A 16,307-nucleotide genomic window follows, 5' to 3' on the forward strand; every position below is an offset into this window, starting at 1 on the left:
CTAGTGTCGAGTCAGTTCGGCGGCCAGCGCCACAACGTCGCGCACCTCGACCCCCGTGTCGGTGATGGTGCCCTCGGCGTCGATTCGCAGGAAGGTCGGGAACGCCTCGATTCCGAACGCCGAGGCGACGACGGAGGCGTCGGGCTCGGCGACGACGGTGGCCCGGTCGCGGAACGCCTCGACCAGTTCCTCGGCCTGCGGACCGTCCCCTGTGACCACCGCGATGGTCGCGGCGCCGCCGCCTCCCACGCTCGACCACTTCGCGAACTTGGGCGCTTGGTCGTGGCAGGGTTCGCAACCGGCTGAGAAGAAGCCCACGAGACCGGGACGCCCGACCAGTCCGGCGCCGGTGACGGCGGTGCCGTCGATCGCCGAGGCTTCGAAGGTCGGTACGGACTGACCGACCAGTTCGTCACGGAACGGTTGCGGCGCGCCACGGGACAGTCGACTCAGTTCGGCCGTGTGTTCCCTCAGCCGACGGAAGACGGCGAAGATCAACAACAGGTTCGCCAGGCACAGAAGCGCGAGGAGGACGACCGCAATAGTCAGAAAGATCATTAAATATTCACCATCATCAGTGGGATTCCCGAGGACGACTCTACGGTCGAGCCCGGCCAGGAATCACGGGCCGGGCTCGAGAAAAGTTCCGGGCGGGTGTCAGCAGCCGGTCTGGTAATTCGCCCAGCCGCCGCAGCTCTTCGAGCCGTTGGCGTTGTAACAGCACCAGCGGCGCTGCCTCGTGCTTCCGCTCGTCCCGTGAACGCAGCGGTACTCGTACGCGCATTCCGCAGCGCGAGCGGACGCGTGCGGCACGAATGTCTCCAGCAGTCGATCAGCGACCGACCGCATTCTCTTCATTCCATTATTCATGGTCCAGAGAATACAACGAACGCCAATAGAAGGAAAGATCCATAATTGATATCTTTGATTCATTGAACTGAAGTTCAGCTCGCCTGAATGAGAGCGAAGAATACCCTCTGATACGACTCAACGAGCCATTCAAGACCAATTCGACCGTAGCCGAGCCCGACCAGAAACACTGGCCGGGCCCGACTTAAGCTCTACTGTCGACTAACACTTGACGCCGTTGTAAACCCATGAGGTGCAGCTGATTCCACTCGGGTAGGCGCAGCACTTGCGCTGCTGCTGACGACCCGACACGCAGCGATAGAGGGTGTCGCACTCGACGGCCTGAGCAGAGGCGTGCGGGACGAACTTCTCCAGCAGGCGGTCGGCGACGGCCTGCATTTTCTTCATTCCTTTGTTCATAAGGCAAGAGCGTACAAGGCTACCCACGAGAAGGGAACCCCATATTCCAACATTTTTCAAGAAACTCGCTCACCAGCGGAAATGTAAATTGCCGAAGTCTCGCCAAGATCAAAATGCCTGATCACGGGCCGGTGAATACATTAGTACCATTTCTATAATTAGTACCATTCCTGACCTTTAAGTCGGCATGGCACCTTTTGGCATGTTTCGACAGTATTGCGATGCTATGTCCGAAATCGTCCGCCACGCGGGCGCGCCCCTCGGTGGCCGCCCGGAGTCGACCCTGAACCGTCGAATCAATCCTCCACTATGGCGCCAGGGGACACGGCGGAGCCCCGCATGGACGCACACGGGACGCGCGCCGACCGTACGGCCGCGTCCATCCCGAGCAGGGGGACACGACCCGTCGAACCGAGCCGCGAAGCACCCTCCAGGAAGACGGGGAGACGACGCGGACGGACCACTCACGCAAGCGGGATGTCCGGTTCCACCGACGGACGGAGAGAACGAACGCACGACCATATGTGCGTCCACTGTGGCACGCGTACACGAGAAGGCGACCCCGGTGCCGAACCGGCCCCGGGATCACCCAAGACGGTCAGCCCTACAGATCCCGGTAGCGCTGCAGTTCGAAGGCCGTGACCTGTCGCCGGTACTCGTCCCATTCGGCCTGCTTGTTCTTGAGGAAGAAGTCGAAGACGTGCTCCCCCAGCACTTCCGCGACGAGCTCCGACTCCGCCATCGCGTCGATCGCCTCGGCGAGGTTCGCCGGAAGCTGCCGATACCCGGCGGCGCGGCGCTCCCGATCCGACAACGACCACACGTCGTCCTCGGTGCCCGGAGGGAGCTCGTAGCCCTCCTTGATCCCCTTCAGGCCCGCGCCGAGCAGCACCGCGAACGCCAGGTACGGATTCAGCGCCGAATCGGGCGAGCGCAGTTCGACGCGCGCCGAGTTCGGTTTGCCGTAGGCGGGCACCCGGACGAGCGCGGAGCGGTTGCGGTGGCCCCAGCACACGTACGCGGGCGACTCGGTGACCTTGTTCGGCAGCGGCATCGGGAACAGTCGCTTGTACGAGTTCACCCACTGGTTCGTGATCGCCGTGTACTCGGGGGCGTGTTTCAGGAGTCCCGCGATGAAGGCCTTGCCCGTCTTGGACAGCTTGATCTCGTCGCTCGGATCGTGGAAGGCGTTGTTCTCGCCTTCGAACAGCGACAGGTGGGTGTGCATGCCGCTGCCGGGCTGGTCGGTGAACGGTTTCGGCATGAAGCTGGCCTGGACCCCGGCGGACGTCGCGACCTCTTTGACGACGTGCCGGAACGTCATGATGTTGTCGGCGGTCGTCAACGCGTCGGCGTAGCGCAGGTCGATCTCCTGCTGGCCGGGCGCGACCTCGTGGTGGCTGAACTCGACGGAGATGCCGATGCGTTCCAGTGCGAGGATCGCCTGGCGGCGAAAGTCGCGGGCGACGGCGTGCGTGGTGTGGTCGAAGTAGCCGCCGTCGTCGACGGGAACGGGCGCTGAGGACGCGTCACGGGTCGGTTCGAGTAGGAAGAACTCGATCTCGGGGTGGGTGTAGAAGGTGAAGCCCTCGTCCGCGGCCTTGCCGAGGGCGCGGCGCAGGACGTGTCTCGGGTCGGCCCAGCTCGGCGCTCCGTCGGGCGTGACGATGTCACAGAACATGCGCGCGCTCTCCCCGATGCCCGCGCCCTCGAAGGGGAACACCTGGAACGTCGTCGGGTCGGGCATGGCCACCATGTCCGACTCGTACACCCGCGCGAAGCCCTCGACGGCGGACCCGTCGAAGCCGATCCCCTCGTCGAAGGCCGCCTCCAGTTCGGCGGGCGCGACACTCACCGATTTCAGCGTGCCGAGCACATCCGTGAACCACAACCGCACGAACCGGATGTCGCGTTCCTCCAAGGTCCGCAACACGAACTCCTGCTGGCGCTCCATGTCACCCACCACCTCCTCAATCGACGCCAGTGTCCACCATCGGTGTTTCCGACGTGTTTCGCGACGCACCGGGGTGCCCCACCACGGCACATCCTGCCACTATTGGCGGCATGGCATTTGAGGACATCGCATTGCCCGACGTGTCCGGATTGACCGTGGGGATACTCGGCGGTACCGGCGAGCAGGGACGCGGCCTCGCGTACCGGCTGGCGCGCGCGGGCCAGCAGGTGACGATCGGTTCGCGGGTCAACGAGAAGGCGACGGCCGTCGCGACGGACCTCTCCGCGCTCCCGCACGTCCCTCCGGGATCGATCAACGCGGGACGCAATGAGGACGCCGCGGAACAGGACGTCGTGATCGTCGCGGTGCCGTGGGCGGGCCACGCGGATCTGCTCACCTCGCTCGCCACCCACCTCAGTGGACGGATCGTCGTGGACTGCGTCAACCCGCTCGGCTTCGACAAGCAGGGGCCTTTCGCACTGCGCGTCGAGGAGGGCAGCGCGGCCCAGCAGGCCGCGGCACTGCTCCCGGATTCCCGGGTGACGGCGGCGTTCCACCACGTCTCGGCGGTCCTGTTGGCGGATCCGACGATCGAGGAGATGGACATCGACATCCTCGTCCTCGGCGACGACCGGGAGGCGGCGGCAACGGTGCAGGCGCTCGCGGGCCGGATCGCGGGGATGCGCGGCGTGTTCGGCGGTCGGCTGCGCAACGCCGGTCAGGTCGAGGCGTTGACGGCGAACCTGATCGCGATCAACCGCAGGTACAAGACGCACGCGGGCGTGCGGGTGTCGGGGCTGTGAGGGACGACCTCGGGCACCCCTACGACGGCGAGCGCCCGCGCAGGATCGTGTCGCTCGTGCCCTCGACGACGGAGACGGTCGCGCTCATCGCGCCGGAGCTTCTCGTCGGGGTCACGGACTACTGCTCACATCCGGCGGATCTGTCGGCGGAGCGCGTCGGCGGCAGCAAGTACCCGCGCGTGGCGGACGTCGTCGCGCTCGCTCCCGACCTGGTCCTCGCGAACGCCGAGGAGAACCGGCGGGAGGACGTGGAGGCGTTGCGCGCGGCGGGAGTCGACGTGTGGGTGTCGTTTCCGCGCACGGTGATCGAGGCGTGCGCGTCGGCGGCGTCGATGACCGCCGCGCTGCGGTTGCCCCGGCCCGAATGGGTTGACGAGGCGGCGGCGCTGTGGGCCGAGCCGGTCCCCCGCTGGGCGAACGCCGTCGTACCGATCTGGCGGCGTCCGTGGATGGTGCTCGGGTCCGCGACGTTCTCCGGGGACGTCCTGCGTCGGCTGGGCGTCGACAACGTGTACGCCGGCTCGACGGAGCCGTATCCGAAGGTGCCGATCACGGAGTTGAACGACGCCCGGCCCGATCTGGTGGTGCTGCCGGACGAACCGTACGAGTTCACGTCCGAGGACGGGCCGGAGGCGTTTCCGGGGATCCCGTGCGCGCTCGTGTCGGGTCGCCACTTGACGTGGCACGGGCCGTCGCTGGTCGAGGCGCACGGTGTGCTGCGTCGACAGCTCGCCGAGGCGAAGCGGGCCTAGCGTTCTCTACGGTCGCGCTCGGCGGTCTCGCGGGCGTGCTTGGCCATGAGGAAAAGACCGGCGGTGATCAGGATCGTCAGACCGATCGCGAGGTAGACCGGCGGGACGGTCGTGGCGGTGCTGATCCCGGACACCAGGAACGGCAGGACCATCGCGGCCAGGGCGGTGCTGGCGATGACGCGCGAGTAGCGCTGAATCCAACCCATGCGGGCCATTCTCCCCTGCCGTCGACGCCGAGACGATCAGCCCTCACGGATTGCCTGTCGCGACACTTTTCCTTGCTTCGGCGACGATGCCACGTCGGCGCATGACGCGCCGGGCGATCAGCAGGATCGATACGCTGAACAGGTTCAGTGCGATGGCCAGTCCCAGCGCGAGCGGCAATCCGCCTTCCCCGAGGACGGCGCCGCCGACGGCGGTGTAGCCGAGTGCGCCGTGGACGGATGAGATCAGCGTGCCGAGCGCGAAGGCCCGGTAACCGACGGACGACGTCCCGCACGTGTAGGACAGCAGGCCGTAGTGGGACAGCGGGATGATGCGGGCGATCCACACGCCGATCACGCCGTGTTCGCCCAGCCAGCCGTCGAAGAGGGCGATCCGCCGTTGGACGTACGCGACGGCCCGGACGCGCAGTGAACCGGCGGTGCCGCCGGAAGCGCCGCCCCAGCGCCGGAGGCGATCGGCGACGAAGTCCCGCCCCAGCAAGCGACCCAGGGCGTAACCGAGGGACGCCCCGAGGAGGCACCCGATCATGATGTAAGCGAAGCCGGGCAGCCATCCGAACAGCAGGCCGGACGCGATCGACATGATCGTGCGCGGGATCATCACGAGGATGCCGAGTGCGATGCCCCCGACGGCGAGGAACGGTGCCGCCGGGCCGAGGTTCGCCACGGACGCCCGCAGCCCCTCCGGGTCCGGAGGGCCCAGGACGAGGATGACGGCCCCGAACACGGCGACGACGAGAACGAGCACCACGAACCGCGTCCGCGCCACGGACGCGACCGGGGTCGAATCGTCGTCGTTCACCGCGTGCCCTCGCTCAAGTCCACCCCGATCGTCTTCCCCCCCGCTGTCGGTCGACCCGACGATGCGGCCCGACGATACCGGACCACCCTGCGCTCGCGCCGCCGCACGCCCGAGGGCGGCACGGGTCCGGATCGCCCTGCACGCAATAATTCGCACCCGCCCCGGTGCTCGCAATCGCTCGTTGGCCGCGCACCTCGCACAGCAATGCGGCCGTCGTCGCGGTGCCCGGCCGCGCCATGAACGCAGATCGAGTCGAACGCCGTCGCCGGGCGACGCACTCCAACCTCGCCAACGGATGGATGATTGTCGCTGTGACCGGTTTCTATGTGTTCGAGGGGTCGTTCTTCCAAGGTGGCGGCGGTTGGGAGCACATCGAGCTCCGGAACAACCTCACCGACGTGCGACGCGCGGCCGAGAACTATGTGCGGGAAGGCAACTGGGCGCTCGGCATCAGGGGCGAGACCTTTCAGATCCGGGCCTACGACGGCACCGACGTCGTCGAATACGACCTCTATCCGCACACCCGGGTCACCGTTCCAGGGCTGACGGAGGTGTCGTTCAACGCTCACGGCGATCGGATCGGCGGCAGCGGTGTTCCCGGCGGCCCCTATGACGGCCTCGACGAAGTAACACTGTGGACCAGGACGCACATCGCCGCCGACATCAGCGAACTGGCCGTCCACACGCCCGAACTGATCGACGTGGCCATCGACTGGGACGCGGTGGGGCCGCGGCCCCTCACGGGTGCGAGCATCGCCGAATCCAGCCGGGTCGCGTTGCACGGGGGCACCGACGAGCACCTCGTCATCGACGATTTCGCGACGCTCAGTCCGCAGGACCGCGTCGGGCTCGTCTTTGGGCTGATCGCGCTGGCCGACACCGACACCGACCCAGAGACCGAGGAACTGGCCGAGTTCGTCGGGCGATTGCTGGATGCGGACGAGGACGGCAACGAGCTCGGTGACGAGTGGGAGGACCTCCTCGGCGAGCTGAACTGCGGCGAACTTCGCATCCTCGCGTACGGCTACAACAGCCTGTCGTTCTGAATCGTGGGCGGCACCCGCGGTCTCGTCCAGTGATCCCACCGCAATCTGTGGCAGGTCGATCTGCCATGGCTGCTGGGATCACGTCGAGCCGACCACTGGAGACGTCAACGAGGAGCGCGCGGGGTAATGGGGCTGTGTCCTCATCGACTTCGGCGCGCTCAGGCGTGCTCCGTCCCTGACCGAACAGTGTCTTCGATGTGGACGCTTGACCCGCTCGCGTCACAGCGCCACAGCGATCAACCAGGCGAGCCAAGCCCCGAGACCGAAGAGCGCGGCGCAGCCGATTCGGAACAGCCACCGTTCCGGGTCGGCGAGCAGCACGAACCAGGTTCGCCGAACGGCCCCGTCGACCGGTCCCAGTGGCGTCCGCGTCGCGGCTTGCGAGCTGACCTCAGTCCAGTCGACCGCGACGGAATCCTTCAGCCGTATGGGAACAAGGTTCAGCCGCGCAGGGTCGTGCTGGGCCGCGATCGCCCACACGACCGCGCCCGGGCGCAGGGCGACGGCCCGAAACCGGGAGATCCGCACTGTGGTGGTTCCCTGATATGTGGCCGCGTCGCGAGGAACCGCCGTGAGCGTCAGTCGATAATCGCGGCGGCGACCGGTGGCGGACAGCTGGGTCAACACCTCGACCCGAGCCGGCATGAGAGTCCCATTCCTGCGCGAGCGTTCGATGTGGCCGTCGAGCACCCATCGTGGGCGTACGGCCAACCAACCCATGGTCGACAACGCACCCGGAACACCGAACCCGACCGAGAGCTGTTCATATCGCTGCCCGTCGAGGAGACCGAACCACATGGCGACGCACGCCGCGCCCAACAGCAGTGCGTTGACGCATTTCCATACCTGCAACGCCGGTGTCATTTCCGGGCTCCGTTCCCTTGGTCGTACTGCCAGCTCAGACTCGCGGGATCGTCCTGTCCCAGAACCGAACCGCCGTCCATGGCCGCCCAACCCGCCGCCCCCAAGACGAATGCCGCCACACAGGCGGCGCTGACCAGCATGGAGCGAACGAAGGACCGGAGTGGGCGAGAGGACTCCCCGATCACCGGGATCAACTCGCGCGGTACCGGTGGGTTGTACCTGGCGGTGGACCGCCGCGGGGCGAACGAATCGGGACCGAACTCGTGGACGCGATGATTCAGACGGACGATGTGCACGTTGGGATGATCCGGCGATGGCCGGACGACGTTCAACTCATCGCCGACCTCACGACGAGACCGTATGTCGCGCAATGTCACCGCCGTCGTGCGGTACGCGGTGAAGTCTGGAGAGTGGACGGTCAGTTCCACCTCGCACAGCGGCTGCCCGTCGAGCGTCTCCGCGATGTCCGTGAAGCGGTCGATCCGAGCGTCGACTTCATTGGCAATGGCCCAGTCGCGAGCTTGGCCCGACCACGCGCCGACCATCGCCGCCTGCGTCGTCGCCACCATGAACGCGAGCATCCACGGCGCCCAGGCCACGGCCTGCTCACCATCGGTATTGACCTCGATGACGATGCCGACCAGCAACGCCCCAGCGAACATGCACGCCAGATATTTGGACATACGTCAACCCTGACCCAAACCCCCCACGATAGACAAACCTGGGATCGGTAGAGCCCACGCGAGAAGGACCCCACTCAGACTTGGCCGGGAACGCAATCCCAAGAGGTCGCCTAGTCGTGCGTCGGCATCGTCCGCGGGGGCCGTGCGCCTCCCGACAGGCTCACGTCACGCCCCGGAATCCGGGTGGCCGAGACCTCGGCTTGATAGGGCGACGTACGAGGCCACAACCTTCTGCGGGAATGGCGAGAAGAGACCCACCAAGCGACCACCCCGAGACCAGCAGCCGCACCCGTGGCTCCCGCCGCGGTCCGGTGGCCCGGCCCCACGGCTTGGTGGGTCTCCCTTCCATCCACGGCAGAAAGCAACCGACCCGTACACCGCCCCGCCAAGCCGAAAGTCGTGGCCGCTCGACCGAGGTACGGCAACCCCGACCACGCGGATCACGCCCCGAACATCCCCACGCGGGAGCGCTCTTCAGGTTCCGCGTCTCACCCTGGTAAGTGGCGATTCGGTCGCCCCGGTACCGCACGGACGGTTCCGCCAACGCGAAGAAGGGCCAGAAAGAACCCGATGTGACGTCAGGACTCCGCCGCCGCGAGGAGGGCCTCGGCCGAGTCGCTGCGGGAGTAGAGGACATAGCGGCCGTCTCGGTGACGGGCGACCAGGCCGGCCGAGTGCATGAGCCGCAGGTGTTGAGACACCGCGCCCGGCGACAAGTCACAGTGGAGCGCGAGGTCGGTCGTCGACTGTGGCGTCACCAGCGCCGCGAGGATCGCGGCCCGGGAACGTCCGATCACCTCGGCGAGCGCCGCGGGGACGGGCGGTGCCCCCTGCGACCACAGCATCGCCAGCCCCCGTGGCGGGTACCGGACGGTCGGCTGCCAGTGCTCGTTGACGACCGAGAACACGCGCGTGCCGATGAACACCGACGGCACCAGAAGCAGTCCTCGTCCACCGAGCGCGAGACTGCGCTCGAAGTCGCTGCGGATCGTCAGTCGTCCACTGTGCCAGGAGACCTGATCCGAGAGGTCGGCGAACAGTCGCGCCGCGCCGCCCTCGGCGAGCCGCCGCGCCCGGTAGGTGATGTCGCTGTCGCACAAGGTCTTGATGCGGGGCCAGTACGGCGCCAAGGCGACGTCCCAGTACCGCTGGATGGTCTCCACGAGTTCGGGAATCCAGCGTTCCGGATCGTCACGCAGTGCCGCCAGACGCGTCGTCGGTTCGCCGGGCAACATGGTGACGCCTTCGCGGATGCGATCCGGGGGCAGCGCCGCGAGCCGCGCGAGTTCGGTGCCGAGGTCTGGGCCGGTCACGCACGGCGGGGGCGCGAGGAACGCGGGCAACACTCGAGTCGGGACGGGCACCAGATCCGACAGCAGCCCAAGGTCCAGGTTCGCCGCCTTCAGCCGGGGAACGGTCTGCGCCACCCACCACGCGTGACCGGGGTGTTCCCTTGGTTCCTTGAGAACTCGCAGGCTACCCGTCACCTCCCACAGTGGAGACCTCGCGAGTCGCGTGTTGGCCACGTCGTCCACCGACATGTCGAGTTCGATCACGGCCATCTCCCCTACTCGGCGTTGGATTCAGCCCAGACTAAATCCTGGGCCGACGGCCGACACCCGCGTGCACCTTGACGAGGTGACGACCACTATCGATCCCCCCTCCATGACCCGACGCCCCCTGTTCCGGCAGCCGGACTTCCGTCGGCTGTTCCTTTCGGCGACCTTCGCCAAATTCGGCCACCACATCGGCTACCTGGCGCTGCCCCTGGTCGCCGTCCTGACCCTCGACGCCTCCGCATGGGAGGTGGGGCTGCTCGGCGCGATGAGCACGGCCGCGTTCCTCCTGATCGGACTGCCCGCTGGGGCGTGGGTCGACCGGATGCGCCGTCGACCCGTGATGGTGACGGCGGACCTGATTCGCGCCGTCGTGATGGCCTCGGTCCCGATCGCCTGGTGGTACGGCGAACTGACGATGACGCAGCTGTACACGGTGGCGCTCGTCGCCGGAGTCGGCACCGTCTTCTTCGACGTCGCCAGCCAGAGTTTCCTGCCCCGCGTCGTCTCCCGTGACGACCTGACCGGGGCGAACTCGGCGCTGGTCTCGCTCGACTCCTTCGCGACCATCACCGGCCGAGGAGTCGGCGGCTACCTCGTCCAGTGGCTCTCCGCGCCGATCGCGTTGGCGATCGAGGCCGTCGGCTTCCTCGTCTCCGCGTCGTACCTGGCCTTCGTCCGAGCGCCCGAACCGATCACGATCGTTGAGACGACGCGACCGAGCCTCCGGAAGGACATCGGCGAAGGCGTCCGGCACGTCCTCAAACATCCCGGGCTCGGTCCCCTGGCGATCTGCGGCGTGCTGGTGAACCTGTTCATGACGATGCTCCTGACGATGGCCCCGATCATGCTCGTATCCGAGCTCGGACTGTCGGCGGCGGTGCTCGGCGGCTTCCTCGCCATCGGCGGTGCGGGCGGCCTCGTGGGCGCGATGCTGGCGCGGCGCATCTCCCGACTGCTCGGGTCGAGTCGGGCAATCTGGATGGTCGGCGCGCTCGCGGCACCGGGGGCGCTGACGTTGCCGTTCATGACGGTCGCTGACTGGTGGTGGTTGGCCACGCCCGGCTGGGCGCTACTGGCGATGGCGATCGGTGTCGACAACGTCCTGAAGATCTCGTATCGACAGGCCGCCACCCCCGATCGCCTGCTGGGCAGGATGAACGCGACGTTCCGCTTCCTGTTCACCGGCATCGTCGCCATCGGCGCGGTACTGGCGGGCGGGGTCGCCGAACTGTTCGGGACGCCTACCGTCATGTGGATCGCCGCCGCCGGCATGGCCACGAGCTGGCTGTCCCTGTACTTCTCGATCTTCCGCCGCCACCGGGACCTGCCGACGGACTGAGTTCCACACGTCTCCGATCATCGAAGCGGTCCTCCTCTGAGGACGTTCACGCATCAACCTCAGTCGGAGTGGACCCCGTTCGCGCAACGGCCGGCCCTGCGGTGCGGAGCGGATGTCGCCACCGGTTCGCTGGGCCGTACCACGACGAACCTTCTCACTTCGGGCCCACTTCACGCCCGGAAATCGGGTGGCCCGCAACTCTCGGCTTGGTGGGGCGGCGTACGAGGCCACAACCTTCTGCGGGGATGGCGAGAAGAGACCCACCAAGCCGCGGAAGGTGACCACGCGCGAGACTCGGGAGTCGCTGAGGGGGCCATATCCCCGTGCGCGGGGAGCGGACGAGGTGAGCTGGGGGCTACCGGCAGGTGCCGCTGTTCTTGGCCGGGATCATCTGGTGACTCCGCTTTTGTTCTCGCCCATACGACCTACCGGGTTCTTGGACGCCGCTGGACCGCACTCTGTGGAGACGTGTCGGACTCGGTGGCGGTGCGGTGATGGCCCGTCACGCCGAGCGTCCCGGCGTGACGGGCGGTTCGATCAGAAGCCGTGTTCGGGGGCGGGGAAGACGCCCTCGCGAACCTCGTCGGCGTACCGGGTCGCGGCCTCGGTCAGGACGGAGGCGAGGTCGGCGTACCGCTTGACGAAACGCGGCGCCGGGCCCTGGCGGAGCCCCGCCATGTCCTGCCAGACGAGGACCTGCGCGTCGGTGTCGGAACCCGCCCCGATCCCGATCGTCGGAATGGCGAGTTCCCTCGTGATGCGAGCGGCGACGTCGGACATGACCATCTCCAGCACGACGGCGAAGGCTCCCGCCTCGGCGACGGCGTGGGCGTCGCCGCGACCCGCGACGCGGTAACCGCCGACGGCGTGCTCGCTTTGCGGGGTGAAACCGATGTGCGCCATGACGGGGATTCCCGCCGACGTCAACGCGGCGATCTGGGCCTTCATCCGAACGCCGCCTTCGAGTTTGACGGCGTGCGCGCCGGCCTTCATGAAGCGAACGGCGCTGGCCAGGGCCTGCTCGGGCCCGGCCTCGTAGGATCCGAAGGGAAGGTCCGCGACGACGAGCGTCCGCTCCGTGGAGCGGGCGACGGCCGCGACGAGCGGCAGCAGCTCCTCCATGCTGATCGGAATGGTCGTCTCGTAGCCGTAGACGTTGTTCGCGGCGGAGTCGCCGATGAGGAGCGCGGGGATGCCGATCCCGTCGAACAGGGCGGCGGTGTACTGGTCGTAGCTGGTCAGCATCGCCCATTTCTCGCCGCGTTCCTTCGCCTGCTGAAGGCTTCGGACCCGGACGCGCTTGACCGTCTTACCTGGACCGTACAAACTGGGCACTTCGTCGTGCGTGGACATGTCGACTCCTTCGTATCCTCAAGGCCGCTAGGGGTCCCTGGGCGGGTTGGTCCCGTCCACCCTAAACCGGGCGACGCAGAAAAGAGCCTGTGACGTGGATGACGTCTTCCGGAAGTCCGACCGTCACGCTTCGGCCGGTTCGGGACCGCCACCGAAGATGTCGTCGTGGGCGATCTCGAGGCCGGTGAGAATCGCGCCGTCGACGATCAGTCCGTCGGGCAGGGTGGACGGGTAGACGTCGGTCGGGGTCGCGTCGAGCACGGTCAGGCGTTTCGTCACGGCGTTGGCGAGGCGTTCTCCCCCGGCTTGGCCCACGTCGCCGGCGAGCACGATCAGACCTGGATCGACGACCGCGACGACGGCGAGCGCCGCCAGCGCCACGCGTTCGGCGAGCTCGGCGATGAACGCGGCCGTAGCGGGTTCGTCGTCCTCTCGGAGGTCGGTGAGCATGCGGTGGACGGGGGCTTTGGGGATGCCGTGTTCGCCCGCGAGACGGACGACCGCTTCGGATCCGGCGAGATCGTGGAAGCCGCCGCTGGCCTTCCCCGCGACGGGGAGGGAGCCGCCGGGGAGGGCGAGTTTGCCGACTTCTCCGGCACCTCCGGAAACGCCCTGTCTCAATCGGCCGTCGAGGATGATCGACGCTCCGACGCTGCGGTCGAGCCACAGGACGGCGAGGTCGTGCCGTCCGCGTCCGGCGCCGTTGTGGAGTTCGACGACTCCGGCGAGGTTGACCTCGTTCTCGAAGACGACCGGCACGTCGAGGAGGTCGACGAGTTCGGGCAGCAGGTTGTCGTCCCAGCCGGGGAAGCTGTAGCCGGGGCCGAGGGCGCCTGTCGTCGTGTCGACGGCGCCGGGCGCTCCGATGACGACGGTGTGGACGTCCGCGATCTCGAGTCCGGCGCGGCGCACGGCGTCGCGGATGGCTCGGGCGATGAGTTGCGGCAGGGACGTGTCCGGGTTGATCGTCCGGTTCGCGGAGGCCGCGACGACGCCCGTGAGATCGGCCACTGAGGCGTGGACGGCTTCCTCGGCGACCTCGACGCCGACGACGTGGGCATGGTCGGCGACGAGGCCGTAGAGCTTCGCCTTGGGGCCGCGCCGACGTTGTTCCGCTTCGCCGACGAGCTGCACGAGACCGCTGTCTTGCAGGCGTTCCAGCAGATCCGCGACGGATGGGCGGGACAGGCCGGTGAGATCGCGGAGCTGTGGCGCGCTCAGCGACGCGTGCCGAACGAACAGGTCGAGAGCCGTCCGGTCGTTGATGGCACGAGCTGTCGCCGGGCTGGCCGGATTGTTTTTCATCACAGTCCTTTTAATCAGGGAGCCTGCCTGTTATTTTTTCTCGCGGGGGCCGCACCTGTCAAATCCGCGCGGCAACATATCGAGGGAGGTCAAGGATGAACCAGCGGCGTGCTCAAACAGCGATCGCCATCGTATTCGCCGCGCACGGAACCGTGTCGGGCAGCTTCGCCACGCGCGTGCCGTGGATCCAACACCACCTCGACCTCAGCGCCGGCGCCCTCGGTCTGGCGCTGCTGGCCCCCGCGATCGGATCGATCGTGGCGCCGCCGATCGCCACCGCCATCGCGAAGCGCTTCGGCACTCGCGCCGTGACTCGGGCGGGCCTGATCGCGCTGTGCGTCCTCCTGACACTGCCCGCGCTCGCGGTGAACCTGGCGAGCCTGTTCGGAATTCTGCTGGTCTTCGGCATCGCCTCGGGCGTCGCCGACGTCTCGATGAAGCACCAGGCGACCGCGTACGAGCGCGAGACCGGTCGCGCCGTCATCTCCCGCTTGCACGGGCTGTGGAGCATCGGCACCCTGATCGGCGCGGGCATCGGGATCGCGGCGACCGCGACCCACCTGGACGCGCGGGCGCACCTGCTCGCGACTGGCGCCGGTCTCCTGCTCGTCGCCATGACGCTCACCGCCAGGCTCCCGTATCTCGCGCCGTCGATCACCGAGCGGCCGTCGGTCGCGGAGACGCCGCCCCCGGCCCGCCGCTTCACGATGCCATCGAAGGGATTGCTGACGATCGGCCTCGTCGGCTTCTGCGCCGCGTTCGCGGAGGCCGCCGCCCACAGCTGGAGCAGCGTCTACATCGACGCGATGCCGGGCACCAGCACCGGACTGGCCTCGGCCGGGTTCGCGGTGTTCGTCGCGTCCATGGCTGCGGCCCGGTTCAGCGGTGACGCCCTCGTCAAACGGTTCGGCCCCGTCACCGTCGTGCGGACCGGCGCGGCGGCTGCCGTCGTCGGAATGATCCTGGTCGTGACGGCCGCGGGCGTGCTGCCCGCGATGATCGGTTTCAGCCTGATCGGACTCGGCATCGCCGCGATCGTTCCCGTCGTCGTCTCGGCCGCCGGACGCGCCGGTTCGACTCCGAGCGCGGGCGTGTTCACCGTCGTCACGATGACGTACGCCGCGTGCCTGGCGTCGCCCGGCACGATGGGCGGGATCGCCGGATCGGCCGGACTGTCGACGGCTTTCGCGGTGACCGCCGTGATCACGGTCGTCATCGTGGTCCTGGCGGGCGTGCTGAGTCCCGCTCCGAAGCGTGCGACCCGGATCAGTTTCACCCGGCCCGCGCGGATCGGCGCGAAGCTGGCCGTCACCGCCACTCGCCCCGCCAAGGCCGGCGCGCGCCGCGTCGTGACCTTGACCCGCCTGGCACGTGGAGAGGCGTCGGCCGCGGTCACGCACTCACTGCCGAGCCTGGCTCCGGCCGTCACGGCCCGCTCCCCGCGCCGCGCCGTCGGGACCGCGCGAGTCACGGCGCACCGTATCGTCGCCGAACCGGCGCCGGCGACGACCAGTCACGGCCTCGCCGTGACGCTCACGAACGAGCACCCCGGCGACGTCTCGGTGAGCTTCAACGAACCGGCCATCGAACGACGACTTAGCTCGCCGACCGAGGCGCCTCGCATGGCACAGACGGACACCGTGGAACTTCCCCGAATGCCCGAGCCCGTCACGGTCGGCGATCATCGCTAGTCCGGCAAGAACGGGCAACAACCGAAACGGCCATGTCTTCATCACGGAGACATGGCCGTTCGCGTGCGACCTCGCGGTCTCCCCTCGACCGTGCGTTGAGGTCTCCCGCTCAACGCCCGCGAAAGCATTGCCGTGCACGCCCTTCGGGGGGGGCGCAGTTCCCTTCCCCGCTGCGCCGCTGCGGCTGCGGGCTGGCGGTTACTTGAGCTCGTCGACCGTGCCGGGTGGTACGTCCCCTCGACACCGCAGAATGCGCAATAGGGCCAGGCGAGAACCCGTCACGAGCCCGTACCGACGCAGGGCCTCCTTGCCATATCGGCTGCAGGAGGGGGTGTACCGACACCGAGTCGGCAACCGACGCGAGATCCGACGCTGATACTGCGTGATCATCCACATGCCGAAGCGACGGGGCCAGTCGCCGACACCCCGTGTCGGTTCGTCGAGTGGACGCAACGCGGTCGGCGACACCACGAGCACACTCGCCAGCATGCCCGCGAACGGGGCTTCGTCGATGCCCATGGAACACGATCCAACGAATGCCCCGAAGCCCTCGAGAACGTCAGAGCAATCACCGACGAAGACGGAACAGGTCTTGCCGCACGACATGCAGTCCTCGGCGGATACGGATTCATGCATGTCTTGCCTCGCTTGGGTTTCAGTGGG

General features: G+C 67.7%; 17 protein-coding genes. 5 read left to right on the top strand and 12 right to left on the bottom strand.

Going from position 1 to position 16,307, the window contains the following annotated elements:
- From ACM9NP_RS01440 to glnA, 4 genes are all read right to left on the bottom strand, one after another.
- Complete coding sequence (locus ACM9NP_RS01440; RefSeq protein WP_415644703.1) at positions 1-558, bottom strand: TlpA family protein disulfide reductase; 558 nt, start codon at positions 556-558, stop codon at positions 1-3.
- A 99-nt stretch (positions 559-657) separates the two neighbouring features.
- Complete coding sequence (locus ACM9NP_RS01445; protein ID WP_415644704.1) at positions 658-870, bottom strand: hypothetical protein; 213 nt, start codon at positions 868-870, stop codon at positions 658-660.
- Between the two features lie 201 nt (positions 871-1,071).
- Positions 1,072-1,257, bottom strand: a complete 186-nt coding sequence (locus ACM9NP_RS01450; RefSeq protein WP_415644705.1) for a hypothetical protein — start codon at positions 1,255-1,257, stop codon at positions 1,072-1,074.
- Positions 1,258-1,873: 616 nt separating this feature from the next.
- On the bottom strand, positions 1,874-3,223 hold the full coding sequence (gene glnA / locus ACM9NP_RS01455; RefSeq protein ID WP_415644706.1) for a type I glutamate--ammonia ligase: 1,350 nt from the start codon (positions 3,221-3,223) through the stop codon (positions 1,874-1,876).
- Positions 3,224-3,333: 110 nt separating this feature from the next.
- On the opposite strand from glnA, the gene npdG reads away from it, so the two are divergent.
- Together npdG and ACM9NP_RS01465 are read left to right on the top strand one after the other, a co-directional pair.
- On the top strand, positions 3,334-4,026 hold the full coding sequence (gene npdG / locus ACM9NP_RS01460; RefSeq protein ID WP_415644707.1) for an NADPH-dependent F420 reductase: 693 nt from the start codon (positions 3,334-3,336) through the stop codon (positions 4,024-4,026).
- Positions 4,023-4,778: a helical backbone metal receptor gene (locus tag ACM9NP_RS01465; protein WP_415644708.1), complete on the top strand. Its 756-nt coding sequence runs from the start codon at positions 4,023-4,025 to the stop codon at positions 4,776-4,778. The genes npdG and ACM9NP_RS01465 overlap by 4 nt, the downstream gene beginning before the upstream one ends.
- On the opposite strand, the gene ACM9NP_RS01470 is transcribed toward ACM9NP_RS01465, so the two are convergent.
- Together ACM9NP_RS01470 and ACM9NP_RS01475 are read right to left on the bottom strand one after the other, a co-directional pair.
- Complete coding sequence (locus ACM9NP_RS01470) at positions 4,775-4,984, bottom strand: hypothetical protein (protein WP_415644709.1); 210 nt, start codon at positions 4,982-4,984, stop codon at positions 4,775-4,777. The genes ACM9NP_RS01465 and ACM9NP_RS01470 overlap by 4 nt on opposite strands.
- Before the next feature lie 43 nt (positions 4,985-5,027).
- A complete protein-coding gene (locus tag ACM9NP_RS01475) occupies positions 5,028-5,804 on the bottom strand; it encodes a TVP38/TMEM64 family protein (RefSeq protein WP_415644710.1) in 777 nt (258 codons plus the stop codon).
- A 311-nt stretch (positions 5,805-6,115) separates the two neighbouring features.
- Here ACM9NP_RS01475 and ACM9NP_RS01480 point away from each other — a divergent pair, with 311 nt between their 5' ends.
- Positions 6,116-6,850 (top strand): hypothetical protein, encoded by a 735-nt coding sequence (locus ACM9NP_RS01480; protein ID WP_415644711.1) that lies wholly within the window; start codon positions 6,116-6,118, stop codon positions 6,848-6,850.
- 219 nt (positions 6,851-7,069) lie between these two features.
- Here ACM9NP_RS01480 and ACM9NP_RS01485 read toward each other — a convergent pair whose 3' ends face one another.
- The 3 genes from ACM9NP_RS01485 to ACM9NP_RS01495 all read right to left on the bottom strand — a co-directional run bounded on the left by ACM9NP_RS01485 (position 7,070) and on the right by ACM9NP_RS01495 (position 9,959).
- Positions 7,070-7,714: a hypothetical protein gene (locus tag ACM9NP_RS01485; protein WP_415644712.1), complete on the bottom strand. Its 645-nt coding sequence runs from the start codon at positions 7,712-7,714 to the stop codon at positions 7,070-7,072.
- Positions 7,711-8,397, bottom strand: coding sequence for a hypothetical protein (locus ACM9NP_RS01490; protein WP_415644713.1), 687 nt, complete (start codon positions 8,395-8,397; stop codon positions 7,711-7,713). The genes ACM9NP_RS01485 and ACM9NP_RS01490 overlap by 4 nt, the downstream gene beginning before the upstream one ends.
- 578 nt (positions 8,398-8,975) lie before the next feature.
- Positions 8,976-9,959, bottom strand: coding sequence for an ArsR/SmtB family transcription factor (locus ACM9NP_RS01495; protein ID WP_415644714.1), 984 nt, complete (start codon positions 9,957-9,959; stop codon positions 8,976-8,978).
- Positions 9,960-10,062: 103 nt separating this feature from the next.
- On the opposite strand from ACM9NP_RS01495, the gene ACM9NP_RS01500 reads away from it, so the two are divergent.
- Entirely contained in the window at positions 10,063-11,295 is a 1,233-nt protein-coding gene (locus ACM9NP_RS01500) for an MFS transporter (protein WP_415644715.1), read from the top strand.
- Between the two features lie 537 nt (positions 11,296-11,832).
- Here the strand turns inward: ACM9NP_RS01500 and panB are convergent.
- Both panB and ACM9NP_RS01510 read right to left on the bottom strand, forming a co-directional pair.
- On the bottom strand, positions 11,833-12,648 hold the full coding sequence (gene panB, locus ACM9NP_RS01505; RefSeq protein WP_415644716.1) for a 3-methyl-2-oxobutanoate hydroxymethyltransferase: 816 nt from the start codon (positions 12,646-12,648) through the stop codon (positions 11,833-11,835).
- Positions 12,649-12,771: 123 nt separating this feature from the next.
- Complete coding sequence (locus ACM9NP_RS01510) at positions 12,772-13,953, bottom strand: ROK family transcriptional regulator (RefSeq protein ID WP_415644717.1); 1,182 nt, start codon at positions 13,951-13,953, stop codon at positions 12,772-12,774.
- Between the two features lie 95 nt (positions 13,954-14,048).
- On the opposite strand from ACM9NP_RS01510, the gene ACM9NP_RS01515 reads away from it, so the two are divergent.
- Positions 14,049-15,644, top strand: a complete 1,596-nt coding sequence (locus ACM9NP_RS01515) for an MFS transporter (protein WP_415644718.1) — start codon at positions 14,049-14,051, stop codon at positions 15,642-15,644.
- A gap of 198 nt (positions 15,645-15,842) precedes the next feature.
- Here the strand turns inward: ACM9NP_RS01515 and yidD are convergent, their stop codons facing one another.
- The gene (gene yidD, locus ACM9NP_RS01520; RefSeq protein WP_415644719.1) at positions 15,843-16,280 is read right to left on the bottom strand and encodes a membrane protein insertion efficiency factor YidD; all 438 of its coding nucleotides are present in this window, start codon (positions 16,278-16,280) and stop codon (positions 15,843-15,845) included.
- Positions 16,281-16,307 lie beyond the last annotated feature (27 nt).

The sequence above is a fragment of the Stackebrandtia soli genome, assembly GCF_965137155.1.
In the GTDB taxonomy this organism is placed as follows: domain Bacteria; phylum Actinomycetota; class Actinomycetes; order Mycobacteriales; family Micromonosporaceae; genus Stackebrandtia; species Stackebrandtia soli.

Coding starts and splice junctions, on each gene's coding strand:
- ACM9NP_RS01450 (WP_415644705.1), bottom strand. CDS start 1,257: ATGAAGAAAATGCAGGCCGTCGCCGACCGCCTGCTGGAGAAGTTCGTC.
- npdG (WP_415644707.1), top strand. CDS start 3,334: ATGGCATTTGAGGACATCGCATTGCCCGACGTGTCCGGATTGACCGTG.
- ACM9NP_RS01470 (WP_415644709.1), bottom strand. CDS start 4,984: ATGGGTTGGATTCAGCGCTACTCGCGCGTCATCGCCAGCACCGCCCTG.
- ACM9NP_RS01510 (WP_415644717.1), bottom strand. CDS start 13,953: ATGAAAAACAATCCGGCCAGCCCGGCGACAGCTCGTGCCATCAACGAC.
- ACM9NP_RS01490 (WP_415644713.1), bottom strand. CDS start 8,397: ATGTCCAAATATCTGGCGTGCATGTTCGCTGGGGCGTTGCTGGTCGGC.
- panB (WP_415644716.1), bottom strand. CDS start 12,648: ATGTCCACGCACGACGAAGTGCCCAGTTTGTACGGTCCAGGTAAGACG.
- ACM9NP_RS01500 (WP_415644715.1), top strand. CDS start 10,063: ATGACCCGACGCCCCCTGTTCCGGCAGCCGGACTTCCGTCGGCTGTTC.
- ACM9NP_RS01495 (WP_415644714.1), bottom strand. CDS start 9,959: ATGGCCGTGATCGAACTCGACATGTCGGTGGACGACGTGGCCAACACG.
- ACM9NP_RS01440 (WP_415644703.1), bottom strand. CDS start 558: ATGATCTTTCTGACTATTGCGGTCGTCCTCCTCGCGCTTCTGTGCCTG.
- glnA (WP_415644706.1), bottom strand. CDS start 3,223: ATGGAGCGCCAGCAGGAGTTCGTGTTGCGGACCTTGGAGGAACGCGAC.
- ACM9NP_RS01445 (WP_415644704.1), bottom strand. CDS start 870: ATGAATAATGGAATGAAGAGAATGCGGTCGGTCGCTGATCGACTGCTG.
- ACM9NP_RS01485 (WP_415644712.1), bottom strand. CDS start 7,714: ATGACACCGGCGTTGCAGGTATGGAAATGCGTCAACGCACTGCTGTTG.
- yidD (WP_415644719.1), bottom strand. CDS start 16,280: ATGCATGAATCCGTATCCGCCGAGGACTGCATGTCGTGCGGCAAGACC.
- ACM9NP_RS01515 (WP_415644718.1), top strand. CDS start 14,049: ATGAACCAGCGGCGTGCTCAAACAGCGATCGCCATCGTATTCGCCGCG.